The following is a 20,537-nucleotide window of genomic DNA, read 5'->3' as shown; positions in this document are numbered from 1 at the left end:
ACAGTGAGCCTAGGAGGCTTTTCTTTCGATTCCATTCGCATCACCCTATTATTATTTATTTCTATTTTAGCATATATTTTATATCATAGTAACATATAATAAGTGTTATTTTAAAAAATATAGCGTAACGTTTCGTTATGTAATATAATAAAGCCAAAGAAGGGAGGTATTTACTTATGGATCTCCAGGCTGTTGTTCAGCTAATCGGAAACGTAGGATTTCCCATTGCTCTTTCTCTGATTCTTCTCCAGACGATACTCATCAAATTCACCAAACAAATGGATGGATTAGAGAAACGCTTGGCTCAGCTTGATAAGACGATGAATCTGATGGTTAAGACGTATCATCAAAGTACATCAAAATCAGCTATTCGCCAGGATAAAAAAGAAGACGGTTGAGATTAGGTTATCTGTATCTTATGAGCATATAAACTCCATTCAATTGAACGGAGTTTATACTGCGTTATGTACCCCGTTATTAGCCAGATACCAAAGAAGGTTTATCCAACAATTCGGGAAACCTGCTGATTTAGTTCGCTGGATCTGTGAAGAGTTTCAAAAAAGAAACTTATATGAGAAGATTATGCAACTTTTGAAAGAGCAGTTCAGTCTATTATTATGAGGTGACAAATCAACAAGGAGGATAATTAAATGGACTACAAAGGGAAAGTCGTGGTTATCGGCCTGCTATTTGGGGCTTTATTAGCAGGATGCAGTCAGAATGAAAATTCATCTTCAAATAATACAACCACTCTTGGAACAGAACAAAATCAGGATGTAAATTCCACCAATAATGAAGGTGAAGGAATGGCAGAAGCAGAGCCACTATCTTATACAGCAGAGCAAAAAAATGAAATTAGTGAAGCTGCTAAGAAAGCTGGATTAGATAAAGTCTACATCCCTACAGTAGGATTAGGTGTCGATGATTATCTGGATCGTGTTGAAGCTAAAGACAATCAAGTCCGTATTGTATTTATTCGAGGTTCAATCACTCAATCCAAAGAAGAACTTAAACCAACTAAAGAGATTGCTTCGACTAAAAAAGTTGAGCTTTCTAAAAATGTATCTGGGGAATGGATTACTCAAGAGAATGGAGCAACGTATTTATACTTTGAAATGGACAGACTGCATTTCAGTATGGAGTCAGCTAAAGACATTTCTCAGGCTGATTATGAAAGAGCGGCTGCTTCGCTTGAACCATTAGAGTAAGTTTTCTAACTATCTCCTCACTATGAAGAGATAGTTTTTTTATCTTAATATATTGCGTAACGTTACGTTATATGATATTGTAACAACTAAGCAAAACCAATTGACCTTTGGAATGTGTGGGGTACACATCCACAAGGCCATACCCCGTTCAGGTTTTTGCTATACCAAATAGACGGAGGTAATTTATTATGGCAGCAGGTGTGGATACATTAAATGTAGTAAGTTCATCAGTGGCGAATTGCTTGGTTAGCAACGGTCAAACTTTTGTAGGTCGCTACTATCGACCGGCGGCTTCTAGTTATTACAGCAGTCGTTTGCAAAATGCTGAAGCACGTACCATTTCCAATGCGGGTCTTTATATCATTTCCATTTTTCAGTACAATTCGAGATCAGCGTCTTACTTTACCAGTAGCCAAGCTCATGCAGACGGTGCTACTGCTGTAAACCAAGCAGTGGCTGCCGGTCAGCCCTCTGGCACGGCCATTTATTTTACTGTGGACTACGACGCAAGCGCAAGTGATCTGAGTAATTCTATTATTCCTTACTTGAACATTGTAAAGACCTATACGGACAGCTACGGCTATCAACTAGGAATTTACGGGGGATATAGAACAACGACAACAGTCGGAGCATCTATTCCGGGCATTTATCGTTGGCAGACTGTTGCTTGGAGCAATGGCCAGAATGATTCCAATCGACGCCTTTATCAGTATGTAATCGATACTCCCGTTTGCGGTGGGAATTTTGATAAAAACGAGAGCAACGGGAATGCTGGAGGATGGCGATTGTAGTAGACGATCAACGAAGAAGAACAACCGCTTGCGGTTGTTCTTCTTTGATATGGTGCGCTACTATAAAATCACTCTACCCGGCTTATAGAAAGCTTTTAGGATAGCCTCATAACGTGTCGGGTATAAAAGAAGCCGCCTTTCTGAGAGGCCACTGAAAAACTTGTGGTTTTTTTAAAAGTGTAACGTGCTCGAAAAAAAAGATGACCCCTCTCCCAATATCTGGGTATAGGGTCGTCTTTTCGGTATCTAGTCCGGTCTTTGGGTATGTTTCTTACTTCCTTAATTTCAATATCCGTTTCACATTCACGGTAGAAATAGCCATAGCCCCTTGTAATTCCATGTTAACTAGACCCGAGGACGAAGCTACATCATACCCGTGCCGGTGTTTCAATTCGCTGTTCTTCGCTTCAATTTTGTAGCGTTCTTTGGCCTTCTCTTTGAAATACTCGCTCTTTTGGAACGCCATTTGATCCGTGTGCTCGCTAGATTTAATACTTACCGAATACGTCTTGCTTTTAGCTCATTCGGTATAGCCCCCCTCTTTAAATGGACATCTCTTGCACTCTTCGACGTTGAAGTAATACGTATCGCTTTGGTTTTTACCGCGACCTTTTTTGCCTTACCGCGCTTTCCGAATCGCCATGTGGCCGGCTTTACATACATGCCTGCGTCTTTGTTAAACTGAAATTCGTCTTCTTTCTTACGGCTTCCTTGCGCAATTTGTGGATTCAGCTTCGCCACAAGTTCAAATTCGTTTGTTTTTGCATAGGCGATATTATCTTTTTCCGAATAGGCCGTGTCTCCAATAACGGTGCTAACATCCATGCCAGCTGCCTTGCTTTTTCCAATCAGGTTCTGTAGTTGCTTGCCGTCATTTTTTTCACCCGTTGTGACAATCGCCGCCGTAATGATTCGTTCTTCGATCATGGCAATATGCGTTTTGTAACCAAAAAATGAGGAATCCGCACTTTTATGCCCGACCTCTGCCTCTTGATCTCCCGAGATCCGAAGCTGTTCAAGATCATCTGAGTCCGTTTTTTTAAGCAGATTCAGTGGTTCTTTGATCTTAGGCAGCGCATAGACACCGCCTTTTGCTTCCACAACCGCGATGAGTTTCTCGCAGTAGGCGATTTCGTCCTCCAGTACATCGCTGGTATTTTTCGTCGGAAATTTGGCCTTGAGAGATTCATCCACTTTGTAATTGGCCTTCCGTAGTTTGCGAGAACGGTCTTGCAGGATTTCCCTCGGGGACTTCTGGTTGTAACGTGCTTTCGTATGTGTCGCATCGACGATGATTGCTTTGCATTGGATGACACCCTTCTCGATTGCGATTTCAACCGTCTTGTTAATCAGCATGTCGAGTAGATTGAGATCCTTTAATCGCAGTTTTCGGAACTTCGTTAACGAACTGGATTCAATCACGGAATCCTCTGGCGCCATGTCCAGGAAGTACTTGAACGACATGTCGTATTTGGACCGCTCCACAATATCAGCGTCAGATAACTCAAAAATGGCTTTGAGCAACAAGTACTTGAACATCCGAATCGGGTCGATTGCGTTTCTTCCGTTATCCAGGCAGTAGTTCTGTTTAAGCTTCTCATACACAAAGGAAAAGTCAACGAGCTCATTGATTTGCCGCAGCATATTGTCTTTAGGAACGACCAAGGTATAGAGTTCAATATATGGACTGACCACCAGTGTTTGCTGTAGTTGGATCAATGGGCTCACCTTTTCTCTTGAGATACTTTCATTATATAAGAAAAGGGTACAACCTCTCCTCATTTGTCTGAAGTGGCCGTACCTTTCCAACTCTATAGGGACTTTTTCAGTGGCCTCCCCGAAGGAAGGCTGCTATTTTGACGTCCCGGAAGGGATACAGCCCATTCGGGCTGATTGCGAAGTAATCCTATCGAAGCTTATGCTCCAACGTCCCCTCGCTGATGCGACTGGGTTCTCATCCACCGAACGCCAAAACAGCCTTCCCGAAGGAAGGCTGCTGTTGTGACGTCCCGGAAGGGATACAGCCCTTTCGGGCTGATTGCGAAGTAATCCTATCGAAGCTTATGCTCCAACGTCCCCTCGCTGACGCGACTCGGTTCTCATCCCCCGAACGCCAAAACAGCCTTCCCGAAGGAAGGCTGCTGTTGTGACGTCCCGGAAGGGATTCGAACCCCCGACCGTGCGCTTAGAAGGCGCATGCTCTATCCAACTGAGCTACCGGGACATGTAGGATAACATTGTATCATTTGAAGCTTTTGAAGAGATATGTATTAACGCAACGTTATTTATTATACCTGATTCACCAGAATTAGCAAGACCAAACTCTTCCAGTTAAGAAGCTTCCCGTGATCTCATACGGAAAGCTCCTGCTCTATAGTCAAGCCTGGACATGACCTGCGGAAGCTGTGGGCTCAGGGAACCTGCCGGAAATGCTCGCCCAGCTGCCGCTTCAGATCGCCGAAGATCAATAGCTCGCGCTGGAATTTGGAACGTTCATCCTCCGGGGTCATCACCGTGCTGCCGGTGAAGCCGCTGACCGTAACGTCCTGGAAGGCATCATGCAGATTATTGTCGAACCAGTCGGTGGCCGTATCCGCATCATTCGTCAGAATCCGGACAATTTCAAAGCCCTCCTCGCGCTGATCCTCAACAATATACACCAGCAGCGCGGAATCGCCCACAGCTCCGGGCAATACGCCAACCTCTGCGCAAGGCGCACCGTCGTAATCAGTCATTCTGCGGATTTTGGCGTCTTTAATGTAATACACTTGTCATCATCCCTCCTGGCAAATTTCCCTCTCCCCTAGTGTTCGGATAAGGACATACATTTTATCCCTTCAATCGGCATATATCTGTATTACTTGGCAAAAAAGAAAGGACAGACAACAATCGCACAAAAGAGAGGATGAATCAGACATGTGCGGAATAACCGGATTTGTCCAGTGGCGCGGTGATCTTACAGGGCACTCGCAACTGCTCGTCAGAATGACCGAAACGTTAGCCAACCGCGGACCGGATGCAGCCGGAACCTGGATTTCAGGGCCCATTGCCTTCGGACACCGCCGACTCAGCGTCATCGATCCCGAGAACGGTGCACAGCCGATGATTGCCCGCCATGAGGATAAGTTGTACGCAATAGTATATAACGGCGAGCTATATAATGCCCCTGAGCTCAAAAAAGAGCTGAAGCAGCGCGGGCATCATTTTCTCACGGAATGCGATACCGAGGTTCTGCTGCATGCCTACATCGAATGGGGGCCGGATTGCACGGAGAAGCTCAATGGTATCTTCGCCTTTGCCGTCTGGGACAGCTTGCGCGATCAGGTATTCCTGGCCCGCGACCGTCTGGGCGTGAAGCCGCTGTTCTACAGCCAAGTCGATGACGTCTTCGTCTTCGGGTCCGAGCCCAAGGCGCTGCTGCAGCACCCCCTCGTCCAGCCGAAGGTCGGGCCGGAGGGTCTGGCCGAGATTTTCATTATCGGTCCGGCACGGACTCCGGGACAAGGGGTATATAAAGATATATTCGAGCTGCGCCCCGGTCATGCCATGATTTACAGCCGCAGCGGAATCCGCAGCTATGCCTACTGGAAGCTGGAGAGTGTCCAGCATACCGATAACGTGGATGAGACGGCAGCACGGGTGCGTGAATTGCTTCAGGATACGCTGGAGCGCCAGCTGGTCTCCGATGTCCCGGTATGCTCGCTGCTCTCCGGCGGACTCGATTCCAGCGCCCTGACCGCGCTTGCCGTAGATTATTACAAGCGGACCGGCCAGGGCCGGGTCGATACCTTCTCGGTCGATTATGTAGACAACGATAAGCATTTCAAAAGCCATACCTTCCAGCCCGGAGCCGATGGTCCCTGGATTCAGCGGATGGTCGACGAGCTGGATACGAACCATCACTTTATCGCTTTTGACACACCGGAGCTGGTGGCCGCACTTGATAATGCCTTATACTCCCGCGATTTGCCGGGGATGACCGACGTGGATTCCTCACTCTATTTGTTCTGCCAGGAGATCAAAAAGAAGGCCACCGTAGCCATCTCAGGCGAAGCAGCAGACGAAATCTTCGGCGGCTATCCCTGGTTCCACCGCGAGGAGATGTTATCTTCAGGTACCTTCCCCTGGTCAGTGGCCCCCCATATGCGTGCTGGATTATTATCGCCGGAAATCCATGAGTGGATACGTCCGCTGGAATATTTAGGTGACCGTTACAGCGATGCGGTGGCTGAGGTACCGAAGCTTGAAGGTGAGACCGGCAAACAGGCACAGATGCGTGTCATGTCCTATCTCAACATTACCCGCTTCATGCCTACCCTGCTGGACCGCAAGGACCGGATGAGCATGGGCGTGGGACTCGAGGTACGCGTTCCTTATTGTGACCACCGGCTGGTGCAATATGTTTTTAACATTCCATGGGAGATTAAGATGGTAGGCAACCGGGAGAAAGGCATCCTGCGCAAGGCGCTGGAGGGTGTACTGCCGGACGATGTGCTCTACCGCAAAAAAAGCCCTTACCCCAAAACGCATAACCCTGCTTATCTGAACAAGGTGCGCTCACAGGTGCTGAGAATTCTGGACGATCCCTCCTCCCCCATCCTCCCGCTCGTTGATCCGGCCAAAATCAGAGAAATCGCCGCATCGCCAGAGTCCTCGACCAATCTGCCGTGGTTCGGCCAGCTGATGTCCGGCCCGCAATTATTCGCTTATCTGGCCCAGGTCAACCTGTGGCTGAAGACATACAATGTGTCGATCGGCTGAGTTCAAATCAAGTGGAAACGGCTTTGCCGTCCTTTTAAAGGACGGTACCGTTTCAGCGAGAAATAGAAGGATAATTTATAGAGTGAAACTTATAAATTCTAGAGTAAAGGGCTGGTGCAACCCAGCCCCTCCTCATCAAACCGTACGTGAGGTTTTCCCTCATACGGCTTTCCGATGTTTGTCATTCATCGGCATGCAGATTACAATAGCGTTTTTAGTCCATATTGGATGGTCAAATATCTAACTTCTGACCGGGATCTCATCCATCTTCCTCGTTGTCTCTTCTTCGCATACCACCGGGTAAATCGTTGCAGAATATACCAATCCAGTTTTGCTAACCTCTTTTGGCTGTACTTTGTGTAATAGTAGTTTCTCCATCCTTGAATCTTGGGATTGAGCCATTCCACGTGTTCCGCAAACGATTTCGAACGCATGCTGGGCGGTGCTAATCTTTCTTTAACCACGCCTCGAATTCGTTCCTCCGCCTTCTTCGTTAGCCACTGCTGCGTGGTGTAATACACCTTGCCTTGGGATGTTTCTGCCTTCTTTTTCCGGTGGTGCATTCCTAAGAAGTCGAATCCTTCGTCTCCTGTCCATAAGCCGACAATACGGGTTTTGGTTGGGTGTAGCGTCAGCTCCAGACGTTCCATGATTCTGCGTATGAGTTCATACGCATGTCCGGCGTCCTTTTTAGTTTTACAGACCACCACAAGATCGTCTGCATACCTCGTGAGTTCACCTACTCCTTTCCCGTGTTTTTCCCACAGTCGGTCAAAATAGTTCAGATAGATGTTCGCCAAAAGTGGTGAGATCACTCCACCTTGTGGTGTGCCTAAATCGGAACGTCTTACGTTTCCTTCTTCCATGACTCCCGCCTGAAGCCACTTCCGGATTAACTTCAGGATTCGTCTGTCATTGATACGCATTTGTACCAATTTCATCAGTTTCTCCTGGTTAATATTGTCGAAGTAACCTTGGATGTCGACGTCGACTACCCAATTTCCTTTGCGGTTGCAGGCTTTCCGGATTCGATCCAGTGCTCCTTTCGCACTTCGCTTCGGGCGAAATCCGAAGGATACTTCTTCGAAATCCGCTTCGAAGATCGGTTCAATGACGAGTTTGGTTGCCATCTGCACCACTCGGTCGCGCACGCTGGGTATGCCCAGCGGTCTTGGTTTCCCGTCTTTCTTTGGGATATAGTGCCGCCGTACGGGCTGTGGGTGGTAGTTACCATCCTTTAATGCTCGCTCGCAGTCTTTGAGAAATTGCACTTCTCCTTGTTTCTCAATATCCGCGAGCGTCACCGTATCTACTCCGGCAGCCCCCTTGTTCGCTTTCACCCGTTTCCAGGCTTCACTCAGCACATCCCAGCGGTAGACTTTGTCGTACAGTGCATGGAATTTACGCTTGTTGTTCTCCTTGGCCGCATGACCTAGCTTTTCTTGGAGTTCTTGAACTTTTTCCTTAGGTGTCGTTAGCCTACTGGCATTCACTCACTCGTACCTCCTCCAAAAGCATAAACAAAGCAGGGCTCCTTCTCTCCCTAAGGTTATGTTGTCCTTAGGTTCCTCGGTACTATGAGCCCCTCGGACTCCCTTCCCACAGACGGTTCATTTCATCTTTTGGACTTATAGAGCGTCTTTTTACGGGTTTCTAAAAAAAAAAATCCTCCCGTGTGGGGGAGGGTCTCCCCAGTTCACTATGTCTTCTTTCCTTCCATGCCGATCCCCATACGCCGGAGGATTCTTCACTGCCGTTCCAAGTTCTCTGCAGCTTCCATGGTCTTCACCCATATAAGCGAGGTTCGACTTCCTCTCTTCCCCCTTGCGGGGCCTTTATGACGACGCGGCAGGATTCACTTCATGTTACGGCCTGGCGGGTTGCTCGCCCTGTCTCTGACCGGACTTTTGTCGATGCGCTTCTACGCACGGATTTCGCCGTACGCAGGCATCCTAGCTACACGGGGGCTTGGCCCCTCCCGTGACCGGACTTTCACCGGTTAGAAGATACGCGCTTTCTGGGCACGCCTTATATTTTGAAAAAGGTGCCCGCCCAGAATGTACAGCACACATTCTGGAGGGCACCTCTTGTATAGCAATATCTTCATCAATCTATCTGAACCCTAGAAATTAAAATTATCCGGGTCCGGGCCGAAGCGGTGGTTCTGATTCAGCTCCTCTATGGCCTTAACATCCTCATCGCTGAGTGTGAAGTCGAAGAATCCGGCGTTCTCGATAATCCGCTCCTGATGGACCGACTTCGGAATGGTGATGACACCCTGCTGCAGATCCCAGCGCAGAACAATCTGTGCTGCCGTCTTGCCGTAACGCTCTGCCAGTTCCTTCAGCAGCGGCAGGTCCAGATTCCCCTGCATGAGCGGACTCCAGGCTTCCAGCTGGATATCATGCTTCCGTGCATACTTCAGCAATTCACGCTGGGTCAGCAGCGGATGGAATTCCACCTGGTCCACCACCGGGACCACTCCGCTGTCCTCGATGATGTCCTCCAGATGATGCGTCTGGAAGTTGCTCACCCCGATGGACTTAACCAGCCCTTCCTTTTGCAGATGAATCAGCGCTTTCCAGGTTTCTTTATATTTGCCGGCTACCGGCCAGTGGATCAAATACAAATCTACCTGCTCCAGGCCCAGCTTCTTGCGGCTGACTTCAAAAGCCTTCAGTGTCGATTCATACCCCTGATCCGGGTTGTGGACCTTGGTGGTAATAAACAGCTCTTCCCGGGGGACTCCGCATTCACGGATCGCCTGCCCCACACCCTCTTCATTGTTATAGCCGGCAGCCGTATCAATACTGCGATACCCCGTCTCCACCGCAGACTTCACCGCGCGGATAACCTCTTCGCCATCCTTGGTCTGCCATACGCCAAGACCCAGCCACGGCATGGTCACTCCATCGTTCAGGGTAGGCCCGCCTGTAAATGGTGCGTTCTTTTCACTCATATCGATACCCTCCAAGCCTAATTTGAATTCAACAAGCTTCCTTAACCGTATTACCGCTCTCATAATCATCCGATTGTGAAATCCGTTCACCGTTACAGCGAATAGGTTGCCAAATCGTGAAGATTGTATGCCTCTTATGTACGAAAATGGAGTACAGCCCCTTCCCGGCCGCACTCCATTACATAACCCACTTATTTCTTGTCAATCAGCTTGAAATCGTCAAAATGGAACTCTGGAGACACGATGCAGGAGACGAGTGACGGTTCTTCGCCTAGCGGACGTGCGGCCTGCCATACACCGGGAGGAATCACTACCTGCGGCTGCTGGCCCGCAGCGATATCCAGACCCAGAATAACCTCCGTTACGTTCTCCGGCTCTGCGCCGTTGCCTCCCAGACTAAGCACGATCGGGCTGCCGGAATGATACAGCCAGATTTCGGAGGACAGCACAGTATGAAAGTCCGAAGTCTCGTCAGCATGAAGCAGGAAATAAATCGATGAAGCTGACGCGCGCGGGCCCGAATAAGCCTCGCCCAGCGTGTCCTGAGGAATCTCAAAGGGAGAATTCCACAGTCTCTTGTACCATCCGCCTTCCACGTGGGGCTGTAGCCCCAAGGTTTCTACGAGCGGGGAAATTTCTTTTTGCGTCATGGGTTCTTCTCCTTCAAGTCTTGCACAGCGGCAAAACAGTCTTCATAAGCAAAGGCTTAAGAGGTACAAGAGTACCTGCTAAGCCTCGGCCTGATTGTGTTATTAACTGTAACGGATACGGCAGCAATTGTAAATTGTCTTACGCTTATTTGCCTTCTTTGCTAGCCTTGAATACTTCTGCAATCGCTCCCAGGCTGCCCAGCGTCTCCACCGCACTAGTCGGCAGGAATATTTTGTTCGCAGGTCCCTTGGAGATGTCAGTCAAAGCTTCAAAAGACTGATAAGCCAGCACTCTTTCATCCAGTCCAGCGCTGGCAATCATGGCAATCCGGGCCTTCTCGGCCATCGCCACAGCTTCGATCGCCTTGGCCTGGCCGAGGGCTTCCAGCTCCTGTGCCTGACCGAGACCTTCCGCCTGACGGATGCGGGCTTCCTTATCCCCTTCCGCCTTCAGGATCTTACTCTGCTTATCCCCTTCGGCACGAAGGATCATATCCTGCTTGGCGGCTTCCGCCTCCAGGACAATCGCACGCTTGCTACGTTCGGCCTTCATCTGTTTGTCCATGGCTTCCTGGATATCAAGCGGCGGCTTGATGTCAATAACTTCGACACGCTCAATGCGCACGCCCCACTTCTCTGTCGCTTCATCCAGCGCGAGACGGATGTCGGAGGAGATTTTTTCACGGCCGGACAAGGTTTCATCCAGCTCCAGCTTACCGATAATCTGACGCATGGTGGCTGTGGAGATATTCCGTACCCCATACACATAATCGGAGATACCGTACGTTGCTTCTTCCGGACCCACTACCTGATAGAAGATAATCGTATCGATCTGCACCTGTACGTTATCCTTCGTGATTACCGTCTGCGGCGGTACATTCGCCTGTTGAATCCGCAGATCATGATAGACCCGCACTTGATCAATGACCGGAATCAGAATATTCAGACCTGGTGTGAGCAGGCGGTGGAATTTACCCAGACGCTCTACCACTCCAACTCTTTGCTGCGGGACAATCTTGATCGTCATTGCGATAAATACTACGACAACAACAATAATAATTCCGATAATTATCAATTCCATTAGTACATATCCCCCCATCGTTCTACTTCAATAATGGTCGTGCTTCTTCTTACTACAATTACCTGCTGGCCTTTGCCCAATGCCACTGTAGAGGTTGCACTCCATGTATCGCCGCCAATCTTGACCTGCCCATAACGGCCAGGCTCAATCGGTTCAACGACCAGACCTTGCCTGCCGATAATCTCGGTACCCGTATCCTTGAAGCCCCGCGCATTGCGCAGCCGCTCAGACAATGGTTTGGTGAAGAACGTCAGGGCCAGGGCTAACAGTGAACCCGCTACGACCTGCAGCAGCCATGCATCCGGCAGCACAAGCGCAACCAGTCCGGCAGCCAAGGCTCCCAGGCTAAGCCATAACAAATAGAATGTAAACGTAAACATCTCTACAACAAACAAGACGCCAGCGGCAATCAACCATAATACCCACATACTCATTGGTGAACCCACCACCTTCCGCTATATACTACTATAACGAAATAATCGGCATCACGTTTCACAAAATTTTTGGAGGCCGGGACAGCCGCCTGTCTGTTCATTATATTTCAGCCTGTGGAAGCTTATGAACCTTAAGCAGGATACAGGACGGCTAAATTGTATTTAAACATAAATATATCCAATCGAAGCTTAAAAAACTCACTAAACATAATTCCGTACCCGGAAATCCTGCTTCCAAAACCTCCAAGGCACGGAATCAGCTATAAATATGGTGCAAACCACCATGCTGGGACGGGAATCTGAGATTCTGCGGGGAGTGAAGCGGTGAGGGGCTTGACGGGTGGGTGAATAGTTTCGGCGGAATGATTACATTGAACAATTACACTGGACAATAATACCGGATTGTTGCGACAACTTGAAGTTACTTATCTGTTCGGTTTCGAGCGCGGCGGATGAAGCAGGTGGATATTGTACACCTAATTAAGGTTCATTATGAAACATATAGAAGATAATTGGAAAAACAACACTAAATCGGTCCGTTTTCTCGTGAATCGAGAGATTTCGGCGGCTTAACTGTACTTTTTCCAACTGCTTCCTTCAAGGACTACGTTTCAGCGAAATTAAATGCCTTTTTTCCAACTGTGTCCGCTCACTATTCATAATAACAAGCAGACTAAACAAACAGGACCGCTTGTAGCAACGTATCATTCTAAAAAACGGCGCCAGCTTAAAGCCGGCACCGTTCCTTCTTCTATGCTTAGGCATAATCATGCGCTATTGTCAGCCTCTTCCTGTATTCCTCCTGCCGGGCTGCTGTCCGCTCGCCTTAGTTCAGCTTCCAGAGCGCAGGAGTGACATTCGGCTCCCAGCCGGCAAGGGCGGTATGCGCCTGCAGGCAGGTGTAGGATTGCCCGTTGTAAGTTACGATACTGCCAACACTATAAGCGGTACCCGCTTTCCAGGCAGCAGCGCCTGGTGTAGCCGAAGGGACTGGCGTAACTACAGGAGTAGACGTTGGCGCTATTGTCGGCGTAGCCGAAGGGCTTCCTGTCGGGAGTGGCGTAACTGTTGGCTGCGGAGTAGCGTTACCGCAGGTACCGGTCACCCGCCACACCCCGAAAGCACCGCTGAGATCCGGCCGGTCTCCCTGCGTCCACCACTGGGCCTGATAGATCAGCCCGCCATAGGAAACTTGCTGGCCCTGTGTATACACAGCAGTGGAACTCCAGGCTGCCGTAGAGCATTGCCCCGGCGTGGCCGTCGGTGCCACTGTCGCAGTCGGCGTAGCTGATGGCTTCACCGTCGCGGTCGGTGCGACTGTAGCGGTCGGGACCGGCGTAGCCGTTGGGGTCACCACCCCGCCACTCAGCTCTGCACTGAGCTTGGTCTGCAGCGTCTTGTTGCGGTCGCCGCTGGTCTCCCAGAACATCGCTCCGGCCAGACCCTTGGATTTCAGGTAGGTCGCTTTGTACCCGATGGATTCGGCATCATCATAGCTGATGAAGGTCTGGTTGGACGGGTTGTAGAGATAAGGAACCTTGGAGGTGTTGTTCCAGTAACGGGTATAACCGTTCTTGTTAATGTAGTTCGCTTCCAAATCATTGAAATCGTAGTTGCCCTTCTCCCAGGTTCCGGTGGAGGATATCCCGGCAGATACCTGATATTGCCCGTTCCCCGCAGCAGGGGCACCTCCCCAGCCCCTGCCGTAGAACGGCATGCCGAGCACCAGCTTATTAGCCGGTACGCCTGCACTCAGATAGCTGGTCACCGCCTTGTCGATGTTATAATTCGCCGGCTCGGTCAACCCTGAAGATGCGGCTGCCGGGTCATAATACAGCGGCGCATTATGGCCCGTAGTGGGGTTCCAACTGCCGTTAAAGTCGTAGGTCATAATGTTGATCCAGTCGACCACAGCGGCGATTCCGCTGAGATTGTTATTCTGGATGTAAGTGGGGCCTGCACCGGAGGCAATGGTCAGCAGATACGTTTTGCCGTCAGCAGCTCCGGCGGCATTCAGCTTCTCCCGGATCTTTTGGAGCAGCAGGATGTAGTTCTGCTTATCCTCAGGACGGTAGCTATTGCCCGCAAGTCCGCCGCTAACCGGGTATTCCCAGTCCAGATCGACACCGTCCATCTTGTATTTGCGGATGAAATCCACGGAGGAATTGGCGAACACCTCACGGGTTGCCGCCGTGGCAGCCACATCCGAGAAGCGGTTGGACCAGGTCCAGCCCCCGACGGAGATCATCGTCTTCAGGCTCGGATTCTTCTCCTTCAGCTTCCAGAGCTGCTTCAGATTCCCCTTGATCGGGTCATCCCATTTGTCATCGCCGAAGCTTTTCTGGGCATCGATCCAGGGATCACCCAGCACTACGGTGCCATTGGGCACGCTGATCGCCTGCCCCTGCTCGTTCTGGCAGGACCAGGTGACCGGATTCGGCCCGGTCGGGTCAGGATTGCCGTGTATTCCGTTCCAGCAGATGTCGGCAAAGGCATAGTTGATGACATTCATTTTGCCAGGATCGATATCCGTTACATTATAAGCCCGCCCGTAGGCGGCCCATGAAGCATAGTAGCCGACAATCTTGTAGTCACCGGCTGCCTGAACAGTTCTGCTATTTGCACCAAAAGCCGAAAAAAGAGTAAGGAAAAGAACTGCCGCCAAGCCAAGCACAAAGGATTTTCTTTTGATAAAGGCCATTTCGTGATTACCTCCCCGGTTCAATGCATAACCTGTAAGCCTGCTTCATGGACATACATGCGCCTCTGCCATCAAGGATATTAAGTGACCGTTCTTCCCTTGCCGCGAATGAGAATGAGAAAGCTCAGCGTTCACCTCCCGGACCCGATTGGCCTTGACCTTCACCCTGTGAAACTATTAAATTCCTGGCAGTCTGACTGGTAGAATAGTTATACAGCTCAAAAAAAGCGCAGTTCATCAGCATACGGATCACTCGCTCCGCTGAGGCCTACGTTGTTGTCTGGTACAGGGCAGGGTGGGTAGTTTGCGGCGATTTTGCGGGAGGATGCAGGATCTGCGAAGGGGTGAAGTCAACTCTTATTCTCATACAAAGCCGGAGGATATGCTAGGGATAAATTTCCATAATCAGGGGGGATTATTATCTAAAAAAAGAAGCAGCCCTAAGCATATTCTGCTTACGGGCTGCTTCTACAGTATCCAAATCTTCTATTGACCGCCGCTCTGCGCGGCAGCAAGCTTCTCGGTCAGACGCCGCAGCGCCGTCCCGCGGTGGCTGATCGCCTGCTTCTCCGCAAGCGTCAGCTCAGCCATCGTCTTCTCGTATTCCGGAAGATAGAACAGCGGGTCATAGCCGAAACCGCCGCCGCCCGCAGGCTCCGAGGTAATCCAGCCTTCGACCGTACCCTCAGCCGTCCATTCCCGGCCGTCCGCCGGATCATAGAGCGACAGGGCACAGACAAACCGGGCGGGACTCAGCAGCGGCTGTCCGGTATCCTCCCCCTGCTTCAGCCGCTCCAGCTCGCTCATCAGCTTCAGATTATTCGCCTCATCATCCGCTGCTTCACCAGCATAGCGGGCCGAATACACGCCGGGGCTTCCGTCCAGCGCCTCTACGCAGAGCCCGGAATCGTCTGCCAGCACCGGCAGTCCAAGGGCATTCCCTACTGCGCGTGATTTCTTGAAGGCATTCTCGGCAAAAGTGGCCCCGTCCTCGACTACATCCGGCAGATCCGGGTAGTCATACATGCTTTTGACCGTGAGTCCCAGGGGAGCAAAGGCATGCTGGAACTCCCGCACCTTGCCTTTGTTCTTCGTTGCGACAATCAGAATTCCGCTGCCGGATTTCATCCTACACCTCTTGGCCGGTCTGGCCGGCAGGGATTTTGAGCGCGATGGCGCCAAGGACTTCTTTTTGCACAGCGATCAGCTCGTAGATCCCCTTCTCTCCAAGACCCAGCAGCTGGTCAAGCTCCTGTCGGGTAAATGGCCGCTCTTCGCCTGTGCCCTGAACCTCAACGAAAGCACCGCCGCCCGTCATAACCACGTTCATATCCACCTTCGCCTTGGAATCCTCTTCATAATTCAGATCGAGCAGTGTCTTGTCGCCGACAACCCCCACACTGATGGCTGCCAGGTAGTCCGTAATCGGGAAGACCGTCAGCTTATTCTGGAGGGCAAGCTTGTTCATGGCGAAGGCCATCGCTACAAAAGCGCCCGTGATCGAAGCCGTCCGCGTTCCCCCGTCCGCTTGAATCACATCACAGTCCAGCGTAATACTGCGTTCGCCGAGCGCCTGCAAATTCACCACCGAACGCAAGGCCCGTCCGATCAGACGCTGGATCTCCATGGTCCGCCCGGTCAGCTTGCCGCGCGCGGCTTCACGCTGGTTGCGGGTCTGGGTCGCGCGGGGAAGCATCGAATATTCGGCGGTTACCCAGCCCTTGCCTTGTCCTTTCAGAAACGGCGGGACCTTCTCATCCACGGTTGCCGTACAGATGACCTTGGTATCTCCCATCTCAATGATGACGGAGCCTTCTGCATATTTGTTGGTCTGGGTCGTTATCGTTATTGGCCGGAGCTGATCTTCGTTGCGTCCGTTTGATCTCATCTTTTCTGCCTCCTACATCGTATAGCGCGAAGTTTGTGTATACATTCATCCGTATCTTATACGCAGAAACGGGTGCCGCCCCCTATGGAAGAGAACGGCACCGCTGCTCCTGACCCGTTATTCGGATGAACAATACTTTATTCTATCAAAGAGTAGGCACAAAAGCATCTTTTTAAGCCGGGGGGATTCGCTCTAAAGCGGCAGCTCGTTGACATATTCCGGCGCGGAGACAGGCTGGCCGTAATCGACGTTATTGGTGCCCGTAACGGTATCCTTGCCATTCAGGCGGATCTGTACCAGCGAATCATCTGTATTCTGGGCCACCGTCAGCACAACCGACTCCAGCATCTCCTCAGGAATGCTTGTGCTGCCATCGAACATATCATCGGTCAGCGATACGGTAACCACTCCGTTCTGCCCTGCTTTTACGGAATCGACCACCGTTCCCTGCGTCATGACCATCTCCAGACCGTTCTCGGACTGCGGTCCGGCAATCAGCTCGCTCAGCGCCGCCTTCACCGTATCCCCGCCAGCGGGTACAAACCGGGTAACCGGAACATAATACTGATGGCCACCATCCAGTGAGGCTGCTGCGAAATAGACTGTAACTGCGCTGGAATTCATCATCAGTGCGTTATGCTTCGGCAGGTTAATGCCCATCGTACGGGCCAGCGGGCGGTCCAGCGGTGTGCCTTGCAGCGGCATTTCAGTCAGTTTTTTGCCATCGACCCAGAGCTGTACTCCCTTGATGTCATCCTGCCCGGTCAGTGTCCAGGTCAGTGCTTCGAGAATTTTGCGTTCATCTGCAGGATCGTAGTCGTTAAAAGCCGAGTTGAATTCAACAATGGCGACATGGTCCTGGCCGACCGACACCTGTTTCACTTCCGTCCCTGCGGGCAGTACGCCTTGGAAGCCCTTAGGCAGTGCAGATGCGTAATCCCCCTTGCTGACCAGTGCCGTGAGGGAATTCTTCAGCATGACTGTGTCCTCGCTTTTCGGAAAAGACAGAGCCACCGGAGCCAGCAGACCGTTCTGATCCTCCAGATACACAGTGGTCCGCTCACCGGCTACAGCAGGCGCACCGGTATCTTTCACCCCGGCAGACAGATCCGTCTCATCCATGGAGGCCGGTCCGAATACCCCGGTATCCAGCGTATCTTCCCCGCTCACTTGCAGCATTTGCGCTTCTACGGCGGCGGGAGGCGGGTCCACAGCAGCGGATTCTGAACCGAACAGACTGCAGCCGGAGAGCACAAGCGGAACGGCCAGCAGGCAAGCCGCAGATGCCCCGCGGAGGTGTTTCACTGGTTTCATCAATCTTCATTACCCCTTTCAAGCGTTAAGATCAGTTTGTACTGCTATGTATACGAGCCCTGTCTCCAAAAAATAACAACAGCTTATCCTAAATTACAGAAGTTCTGCCGGACCCCTTGCTTGGGGGCGGACACTGCTGTGTTCATCCAAGCTCAGCCTGCCTGCGGGATACAAATCCGGACGTTTCTGGACATCGGTCTGCCGCTTGCGTACAATTTAGTACATACCCAAATCACATCCGACTCACGAATGGAGGACTTCCTATGACTGATGCCAAAATTCCTTACAGCCTCAACAGCAAAGCCGTTGCCGAAGCGACCCGGTACTGGCTGCACAAGCGCGGGGTCACCCTGGAGGAGATTGCCGAGCTTGTCATGATGCTGCAAAAGAAATACTATCCGGGCCTGACCATGGAGGAATGTATTCATAACGTTGAGATGGTACTCAGCAAGCGTGAGGTGCAAAATGCGGTGCTGACCGGCATCCAGCTCGATGTACTGGCGGAGGAGGGCAAACTGTTCTCGCCGCTGCAGGATATGATTGAGAACGATGAAGGATTGTACGGGGTAGACGAGATTCTCGCCTTCTCGATCGTTAATGTATATGGCAGTATCGGCTTCACCAACTATGGTTACGTGGACAAGCTCAAGCCGGGTGTACTGGAGAGGCTGAATGACAAAACCACCGGCCAGATCCATACCTATCTGGATGATATCGTAGGGGCTGTAGCCGCAGCGGCGAGCAGCCGGATTGCCCACCGCAAGCAGGCGGAACGTGAGCAGGAGCTGGGTCTGCCCCACGCCCCGGAGGACGCGGAAGAGGCTGCACGGCGCAGCCGGCTGGAGGAGACGTTGCCGGAATAAGCCGAGAGCAATTATTTATAACAGGAAAGGTGCGAAGTGTGCATGACCTATTCGTTCGTAGTGGAGCCGCTGGCTGTCCAGGAGTTCGAGAGTGAGGATGAGCGGATTGAGCGGTGCAAGGAATGGAATCTTCTGCCCGGGTCAGCCACCCGGGTCAAGACTTATCTGTACAAGCGGCAGGGCCTGACCCTGCCTTGTGAAATTGTAGGGTTCGTGGATAATCAGACGGTGGTGGTCCAGTTCGAGAATAAGCAGCAGCATTGTATCCACCCGGCCTATCTCAAAGAAATGCAGACCGCCAGCTTCGGCCAGCGCGCGCAGGCGGCGGCGGATGCACGGTCCGAGGACCCGGCAGAAGCTGCCGGAGAAGCCGGGTTGCTGAAGAACCAGCCGGTTGAGGGTGATGCCGAGGTTCGCGGTGAGGCTGATGTGGAGGGTACGGGAAGTGTTGGTGCTGCGGGGGGCGATGCTGCGGAGCGTTTAGAGAGTGGGAGTGCTGATGCTGCGGAAGGCGTGAGTGTTGCGGAGACAGCGGCTCCTGCAGAGAAGCCGCGTAAGCCGGCCGCCTCCAAAAAGAAGCCCGCCCTGCAGCTGCCGGAAGACAAGCTCAAGGTTACAGCGGTTGTCAAAGAATTCACGACCGTTCCCAACCACTTTTCAGATAACGATGATGAAGTAATTATCTATGACAATGTAGTGATAGAAGGGCATGAGCTGGCCATTGACGAAGTCTGGTCAAGCCACAGTGCCACGCTGAAGAAGCTGGAGCTTAAGGAGGGCGACCCCGTTTCTTTTGAAGCGAAGATTGTAGCCAAGAAGCTCTCCCAGCATCCGGTCAAATACAAAATCAACAACCCGTCCAAGATGAAGGTGATTCAGCCGGATTCTTAAGAATGGGAATAATCGCAGGCCGCTGGACGACACCGGCAGCTCATTGTCTAGGCAGAGCGTCCAACGGCTGCGGTCCCATCTGATTGCGATCGAGGAGGATAGTGATATCCTCTATCAGCTTTTTGGCCGAAATAGGCAGCGAGTGTGTAATCCACCATTCCATGACTCCCACAGCAGCAGAGGCCATAAAATGCAGCAACATCTCCTTGTTCATCCCCCGGTTCACACCATCCATATCGATCTGCTCCGCCAGTCCTTCCATCAGCATTGCATGCAGACGGCTTCTTAAGGCAGGAATGCCGCTGTTATTAATTAATGTAATGAAGACGGTGGCATGCTGCTCCACATACTCAGCCGTACGCAGCAGAGGACCGGAAGAGGTGAAATCCAGATTCTCCTGGACGCCCATACAGCGGTCACGCAGCTCCGTCATTTCCTTCTCAACACACTGATCCAGCAGATCATATTTGTCTACAAAATGCAGATAGATAGTCCCTCTGCTGACATTAGCCCGCTCCGCAATCTCATGTACCGTAATCTGCTCAAAGCCCTTCTCTTCCATCAGACTAATAAACGCCTTAAAAATAGCCTCCCGCGTCTTCCCGATCCGCCTGTCCACCGCCATCCCTGTTACCTCTCCTTCGCCTGAGCACTATAGTTGCATTCATTATATTTAACAGTTGTTCAAAAAACAACAGGCGTGTAAAATTCAGGGGCACTTGTGCTCTTCATTTTCGCCTATCGCCGACTTTTGGCTAATTCAGGTGCACTTGTGCTCTTCATTCACGCTTCCCGCCCGCTTTCGGCTAATTCAGGTGTACTTGTGCTCTTCATTCACGCTTCCCGCCCGCTTTCGGCTAATTCAGGTGCACTTGTGCTCTTCATTCAGACTCCCCGCCGACTTTTGGCTAATTCAGGTGCACTTGTGCTCTTCATTCACGCTTCCCGCCCGCTTTCGGCTAATTCAGGTGCACTTGTGCTCTTCATTTTCACTTC

General features: G+C 51.1%; 18 protein-coding genes, 1 tRNA gene and 1 pseudogene. 7 read left to right on the top strand and 13 right to left on the bottom strand.

The genetic code is table 11. The features are described from left to right. Nucleotides 1-176 precede the first annotated feature (176 nt). The 3 genes from C162_RS12670 to C162_RS34345 all read left to right on the top strand — a co-directional run bounded on the left by C162_RS12670 (nucleotide 177) and on the right by C162_RS34345 (nucleotide 1,999). Complete coding sequence (locus C162_RS12670) at nucleotides 177-398, top strand: hypothetical protein (RefSeq protein ID WP_036694826.1); 222 nt, start codon at nucleotides 177-179, stop codon at nucleotides 396-398. Between the two features lie 252 nt (nucleotides 399-650). Continuing rightward, nucleotides 651-1,208, top strand: a complete 558-nt coding sequence (locus C162_RS12665; protein ID WP_036694824.1) for a hypothetical protein — start codon at nucleotides 651-653, stop codon at nucleotides 1,206-1,208. A 188-nt stretch (nucleotides 1,209-1,396) separates the two neighbouring features. Next, nucleotides 1,397-1,999: a DUF1906 domain-containing protein gene (locus tag C162_RS34345; protein ID WP_051493435.1), complete on the top strand. Its 603-nt coding sequence runs from the start codon at nucleotides 1,397-1,399 to the stop codon at nucleotides 1,997-1,999. A 271-nt stretch (nucleotides 2,000-2,270) separates the two neighbouring features. Here C162_RS34345 and C162_RS12650 read toward each other — a convergent pair. The 3 genes and pseudogenes from C162_RS12650 to C162_RS12640 form a co-directional block, all read right to left on the bottom strand. Continuing rightward, nucleotides 2,271-3,718: pseudogene (locus tag C162_RS12650) on the bottom strand (IS1182 family transposase). Between the two features lie 431 nt (nucleotides 3,719-4,149). After that, nucleotides 4,150-4,223 (bottom strand) — tRNA-Arg (locus tag C162_RS12645). Between the two features lie 187 nt (nucleotides 4,224-4,410). Continuing rightward, nucleotides 4,411-4,767: a hypothetical protein gene (locus C162_RS12640; RefSeq protein WP_036694823.1), complete on the bottom strand. Its 357-nt coding sequence runs from the start codon at nucleotides 4,765-4,767 to the stop codon at nucleotides 4,411-4,413. A 148-nt stretch (nucleotides 4,768-4,915) separates the two neighbouring features. Here C162_RS12640 and asnB point away from each other — a divergent pair, with 148 nt between their 5' ends. Then, on the top strand, nucleotides 4,916-6,760 hold the full coding sequence (gene asnB, locus C162_RS12635) for an asparagine synthase (glutamine-hydrolyzing) (protein ID WP_036694822.1): 1,845 nt from the start codon (nucleotides 4,916-4,918) through the stop codon (nucleotides 6,758-6,760). Nucleotides 6,761-6,960: 200 nt separating this feature from the next. Here asnB and ltrA read toward each other — a convergent pair whose 3' ends face one another. Further along, the gene (ltrA, locus tag C162_RS12630) at nucleotides 6,961-8,253 is read right to left on the bottom strand and encodes a group II intron reverse transcriptase/maturase (protein WP_036694821.1); all 1,293 of its coding nucleotides are present in this window, start codon (nucleotides 8,251-8,253) and stop codon (nucleotides 6,961-6,963) included. Between the two features lie 369 nt (nucleotides 8,254-8,622). Between ltrA and C162_RS35960 the strand changes: the two genes are divergently transcribed. Beyond that, nucleotides 8,623-8,763 (top strand): hypothetical protein, encoded by a 141-nt coding sequence (locus tag C162_RS35960; protein ID WP_156949621.1) that lies wholly within the window; start codon nucleotides 8,623-8,625, stop codon nucleotides 8,761-8,763. A gap of 119 nt (nucleotides 8,764-8,882) precedes the next feature. Here C162_RS35960 and C162_RS12625 read toward each other — a convergent pair whose 3' ends face one another. The 8 genes from C162_RS12625 to C162_RS12590 form a co-directional block, all read right to left on the bottom strand. After that, complete coding sequence (locus tag C162_RS12625) at nucleotides 8,883-9,719, bottom strand: aldo/keto reductase (protein ID WP_036694820.1); 837 nt, start codon at nucleotides 9,717-9,719, stop codon at nucleotides 8,883-8,885. A 191-nt stretch (nucleotides 9,720-9,910) separates the two neighbouring features. After that, nucleotides 9,911-10,369 (bottom strand): cupin domain-containing protein, encoded by a 459-nt coding sequence (locus tag C162_RS12620; protein WP_036694819.1) that lies wholly within the window; start codon nucleotides 10,367-10,369, stop codon nucleotides 9,911-9,913. Nucleotides 10,370-10,514: 145 nt separating this feature from the next. After that, nucleotides 10,515-11,450: an SPFH domain-containing protein gene (locus C162_RS12615; protein ID WP_083685599.1), complete on the bottom strand. Its 936-nt coding sequence runs from the start codon at nucleotides 11,448-11,450 to the stop codon at nucleotides 10,515-10,517. Further along, nucleotides 11,450-11,884: an NfeD family protein gene (locus C162_RS12610; protein ID WP_036694816.1), complete on the bottom strand. Its 435-nt coding sequence runs from the start codon at nucleotides 11,882-11,884 to the stop codon at nucleotides 11,450-11,452. Before C162_RS12610 ends, C162_RS12615 begins: the two co-directional genes overlap by 1 nt. An 826-nt stretch (nucleotides 11,885-12,710) precedes the next feature. Next, nucleotides 12,711-14,585 (bottom strand): glycosyl hydrolase family 18 protein, encoded by a 1,875-nt coding sequence (locus C162_RS12605; protein ID WP_036694814.1) that lies wholly within the window; start codon nucleotides 14,583-14,585, stop codon nucleotides 12,711-12,713. A 486-nt stretch (nucleotides 14,586-15,071) separates the two neighbouring features. Beyond that, nucleotides 15,072-15,713, bottom strand: coding sequence for an XTP/dITP diphosphatase (locus tag C162_RS12600; protein WP_036694813.1), 642 nt, complete (start codon nucleotides 15,711-15,713; stop codon nucleotides 15,072-15,074). A 1-nt stretch (nucleotide 15,714) separates the two neighbouring features. Further along, nucleotides 15,715-16,473: a ribonuclease PH gene (gene rph, locus C162_RS12595; protein ID WP_036694812.1), complete on the bottom strand. Its 759-nt coding sequence runs from the start codon at nucleotides 16,471-16,473 to the stop codon at nucleotides 15,715-15,717. Nucleotides 16,474-16,665: 192 nt separating this feature from the next. Next, nucleotides 16,666-17,787, bottom strand: coding sequence for a GerMN domain-containing protein (locus C162_RS12590; RefSeq protein WP_036694811.1), 1,122 nt, complete (start codon nucleotides 17,785-17,787; stop codon nucleotides 16,666-16,668). Nucleotides 17,788-18,050: 263 nt separating this feature from the next. Between C162_RS12590 and C162_RS12585 the strand changes: the two genes are divergently transcribed. Together C162_RS12585 and C162_RS12580 are read left to right on the top strand one after the other, a co-directional pair. Further along, on the top strand, nucleotides 18,051-18,650 hold the full coding sequence (locus C162_RS12585; protein ID WP_036694809.1) for a phosphatidylglycerophosphatase A family protein: 600 nt from the start codon (nucleotides 18,051-18,053) through the stop codon (nucleotides 18,648-18,650). Between the two features lie 42 nt (nucleotides 18,651-18,692). Continuing rightward, nucleotides 18,693-19,541 carry a hypothetical protein gene (locus C162_RS12580; RefSeq protein ID WP_036694808.1) on the top strand — a complete coding sequence of 283 codons (849 nt, stop codon included), beginning with the start codon at nucleotides 18,693-18,695 and terminating at the stop codon, nucleotides 19,539-19,541. A 40-nt stretch (nucleotides 19,542-19,581) separates the two neighbouring features. On the opposite strand, the gene C162_RS12575 is transcribed toward C162_RS12580, so the two are convergent. Continuing rightward, nucleotides 19,582-20,166 carry a TetR/AcrR family transcriptional regulator gene (locus tag C162_RS12575; protein WP_235218416.1) on the bottom strand — a complete coding sequence of 195 codons (585 nt, stop codon included), beginning with the start codon at nucleotides 20,164-20,166 and terminating at the stop codon, nucleotides 19,582-19,584. Nucleotides 20,167-20,537 lie beyond the last annotated feature (371 nt).

Origin of the sequence: Paenibacillus sp. FSL R7-269, from assembly GCF_000517865.1 — a bacterium.
In the GTDB taxonomy this organism is placed as follows: Bacteria; Bacillota; Bacilli; order Paenibacillales; family Paenibacillaceae; genus Paenibacillus_AQ.
The sequence above is the reverse complement of the archived record's forward strand: the minus strand, read 5'-3'. Positions and strand labels throughout refer to the sequence as shown.

What these genes read in the sequence shown, in the direction of transcription:
- C162_RS12670 (WP_036694826.1), top strand. Translation starts at nt 177, where the DNA reads ATGGATCTCCAGGCTGTTGTTCAGCTAATCGGAAACGTAGGATTTCCC.
- C162_RS12665 (WP_036694824.1), top strand. Translation starts at nt 651, where the DNA reads ATGGACTACAAAGGGAAAGTCGTGGTTATCGGCCTGCTATTTGGGGCT.
- C162_RS34345 (WP_051493435.1), top strand. Translation starts at nt 1,397, where the DNA reads ATGGCAGCAGGTGTGGATACATTAAATGTAGTAAGTTCATCAGTGGCG.
- asnB (WP_036694822.1), top strand. Translation starts at nt 4,916, where the DNA reads ATGTGCGGAATAACCGGATTTGTCCAGTGGCGCGGTGATCTTACAGGG.
- C162_RS35960 (WP_156949621.1), top strand. Translation starts at nt 8,623, where the DNA reads ATGTTACGGCCTGGCGGGTTGCTCGCCCTGTCTCTGACCGGACTTTTG.
- C162_RS12625 (WP_036694820.1), bottom strand. Translation starts at nt 9,719, where the DNA reads ATGAGTGAAAAGAACGCACCATTTACAGGCGGGCCTACCCTGAACGAT.
- C162_RS12620 (WP_036694819.1), bottom strand. Translation starts at nt 10,369, where the DNA reads ATGACGCAAAAAGAAATTTCCCCGCTCGTAGAAACCTTGGGGCTACAG.
- C162_RS12615 (WP_083685599.1), bottom strand. Translation starts at nt 11,450, where the DNA reads ATGGAATTGATAATTATCGGAATTATTATTGTTGTTGTCGTAGTATTT.
- C162_RS12610 (WP_036694816.1), bottom strand. Translation starts at nt 11,884, where the DNA reads ATGAGTATGTGGGTATTATGGTTGATTGCCGCTGGCGTCTTGTTTGTT.
- C162_RS12605 (WP_036694814.1), bottom strand. Translation starts at nt 14,585, where the DNA reads ATGGCCTTTATCAAAAGAAAATCCTTTGTGCTTGGCTTGGCGGCAGTT.
- C162_RS12600 (WP_036694813.1), bottom strand. Translation starts at nt 15,713, where the DNA reads ATGAAATCCGGCAGCGGAATTCTGATTGTCGCAACGAAGAACAAAGGC.
- rph (WP_036694812.1), bottom strand. Translation starts at nt 16,473, where the DNA reads ATGAGATCAAACGGACGCAACGAAGATCAGCTCCGGCCAATAACGATA.
- C162_RS12590 (WP_036694811.1), bottom strand. Translation starts at nt 17,787, where the DNA reads ATGAAACCAGTGAAACACCTCCGCGGGGCATCTGCGGCTTGCCTGCTG.
- C162_RS12585 (WP_036694809.1), top strand. Translation starts at nt 18,051, where the DNA reads ATGACTGATGCCAAAATTCCTTACAGCCTCAACAGCAAAGCCGTTGCC.
- C162_RS12580 (WP_036694808.1), top strand. Translation starts at nt 18,693, where the DNA reads ATGACCTATTCGTTCGTAGTGGAGCCGCTGGCTGTCCAGGAGTTCGAG.
- C162_RS12575 (WP_235218416.1), bottom strand. Translation starts at nt 20,166, where the DNA reads ATGGCGGTGGACAGGCGGATCGGGAAGACGCGGGAGGCTATTTTTAAG.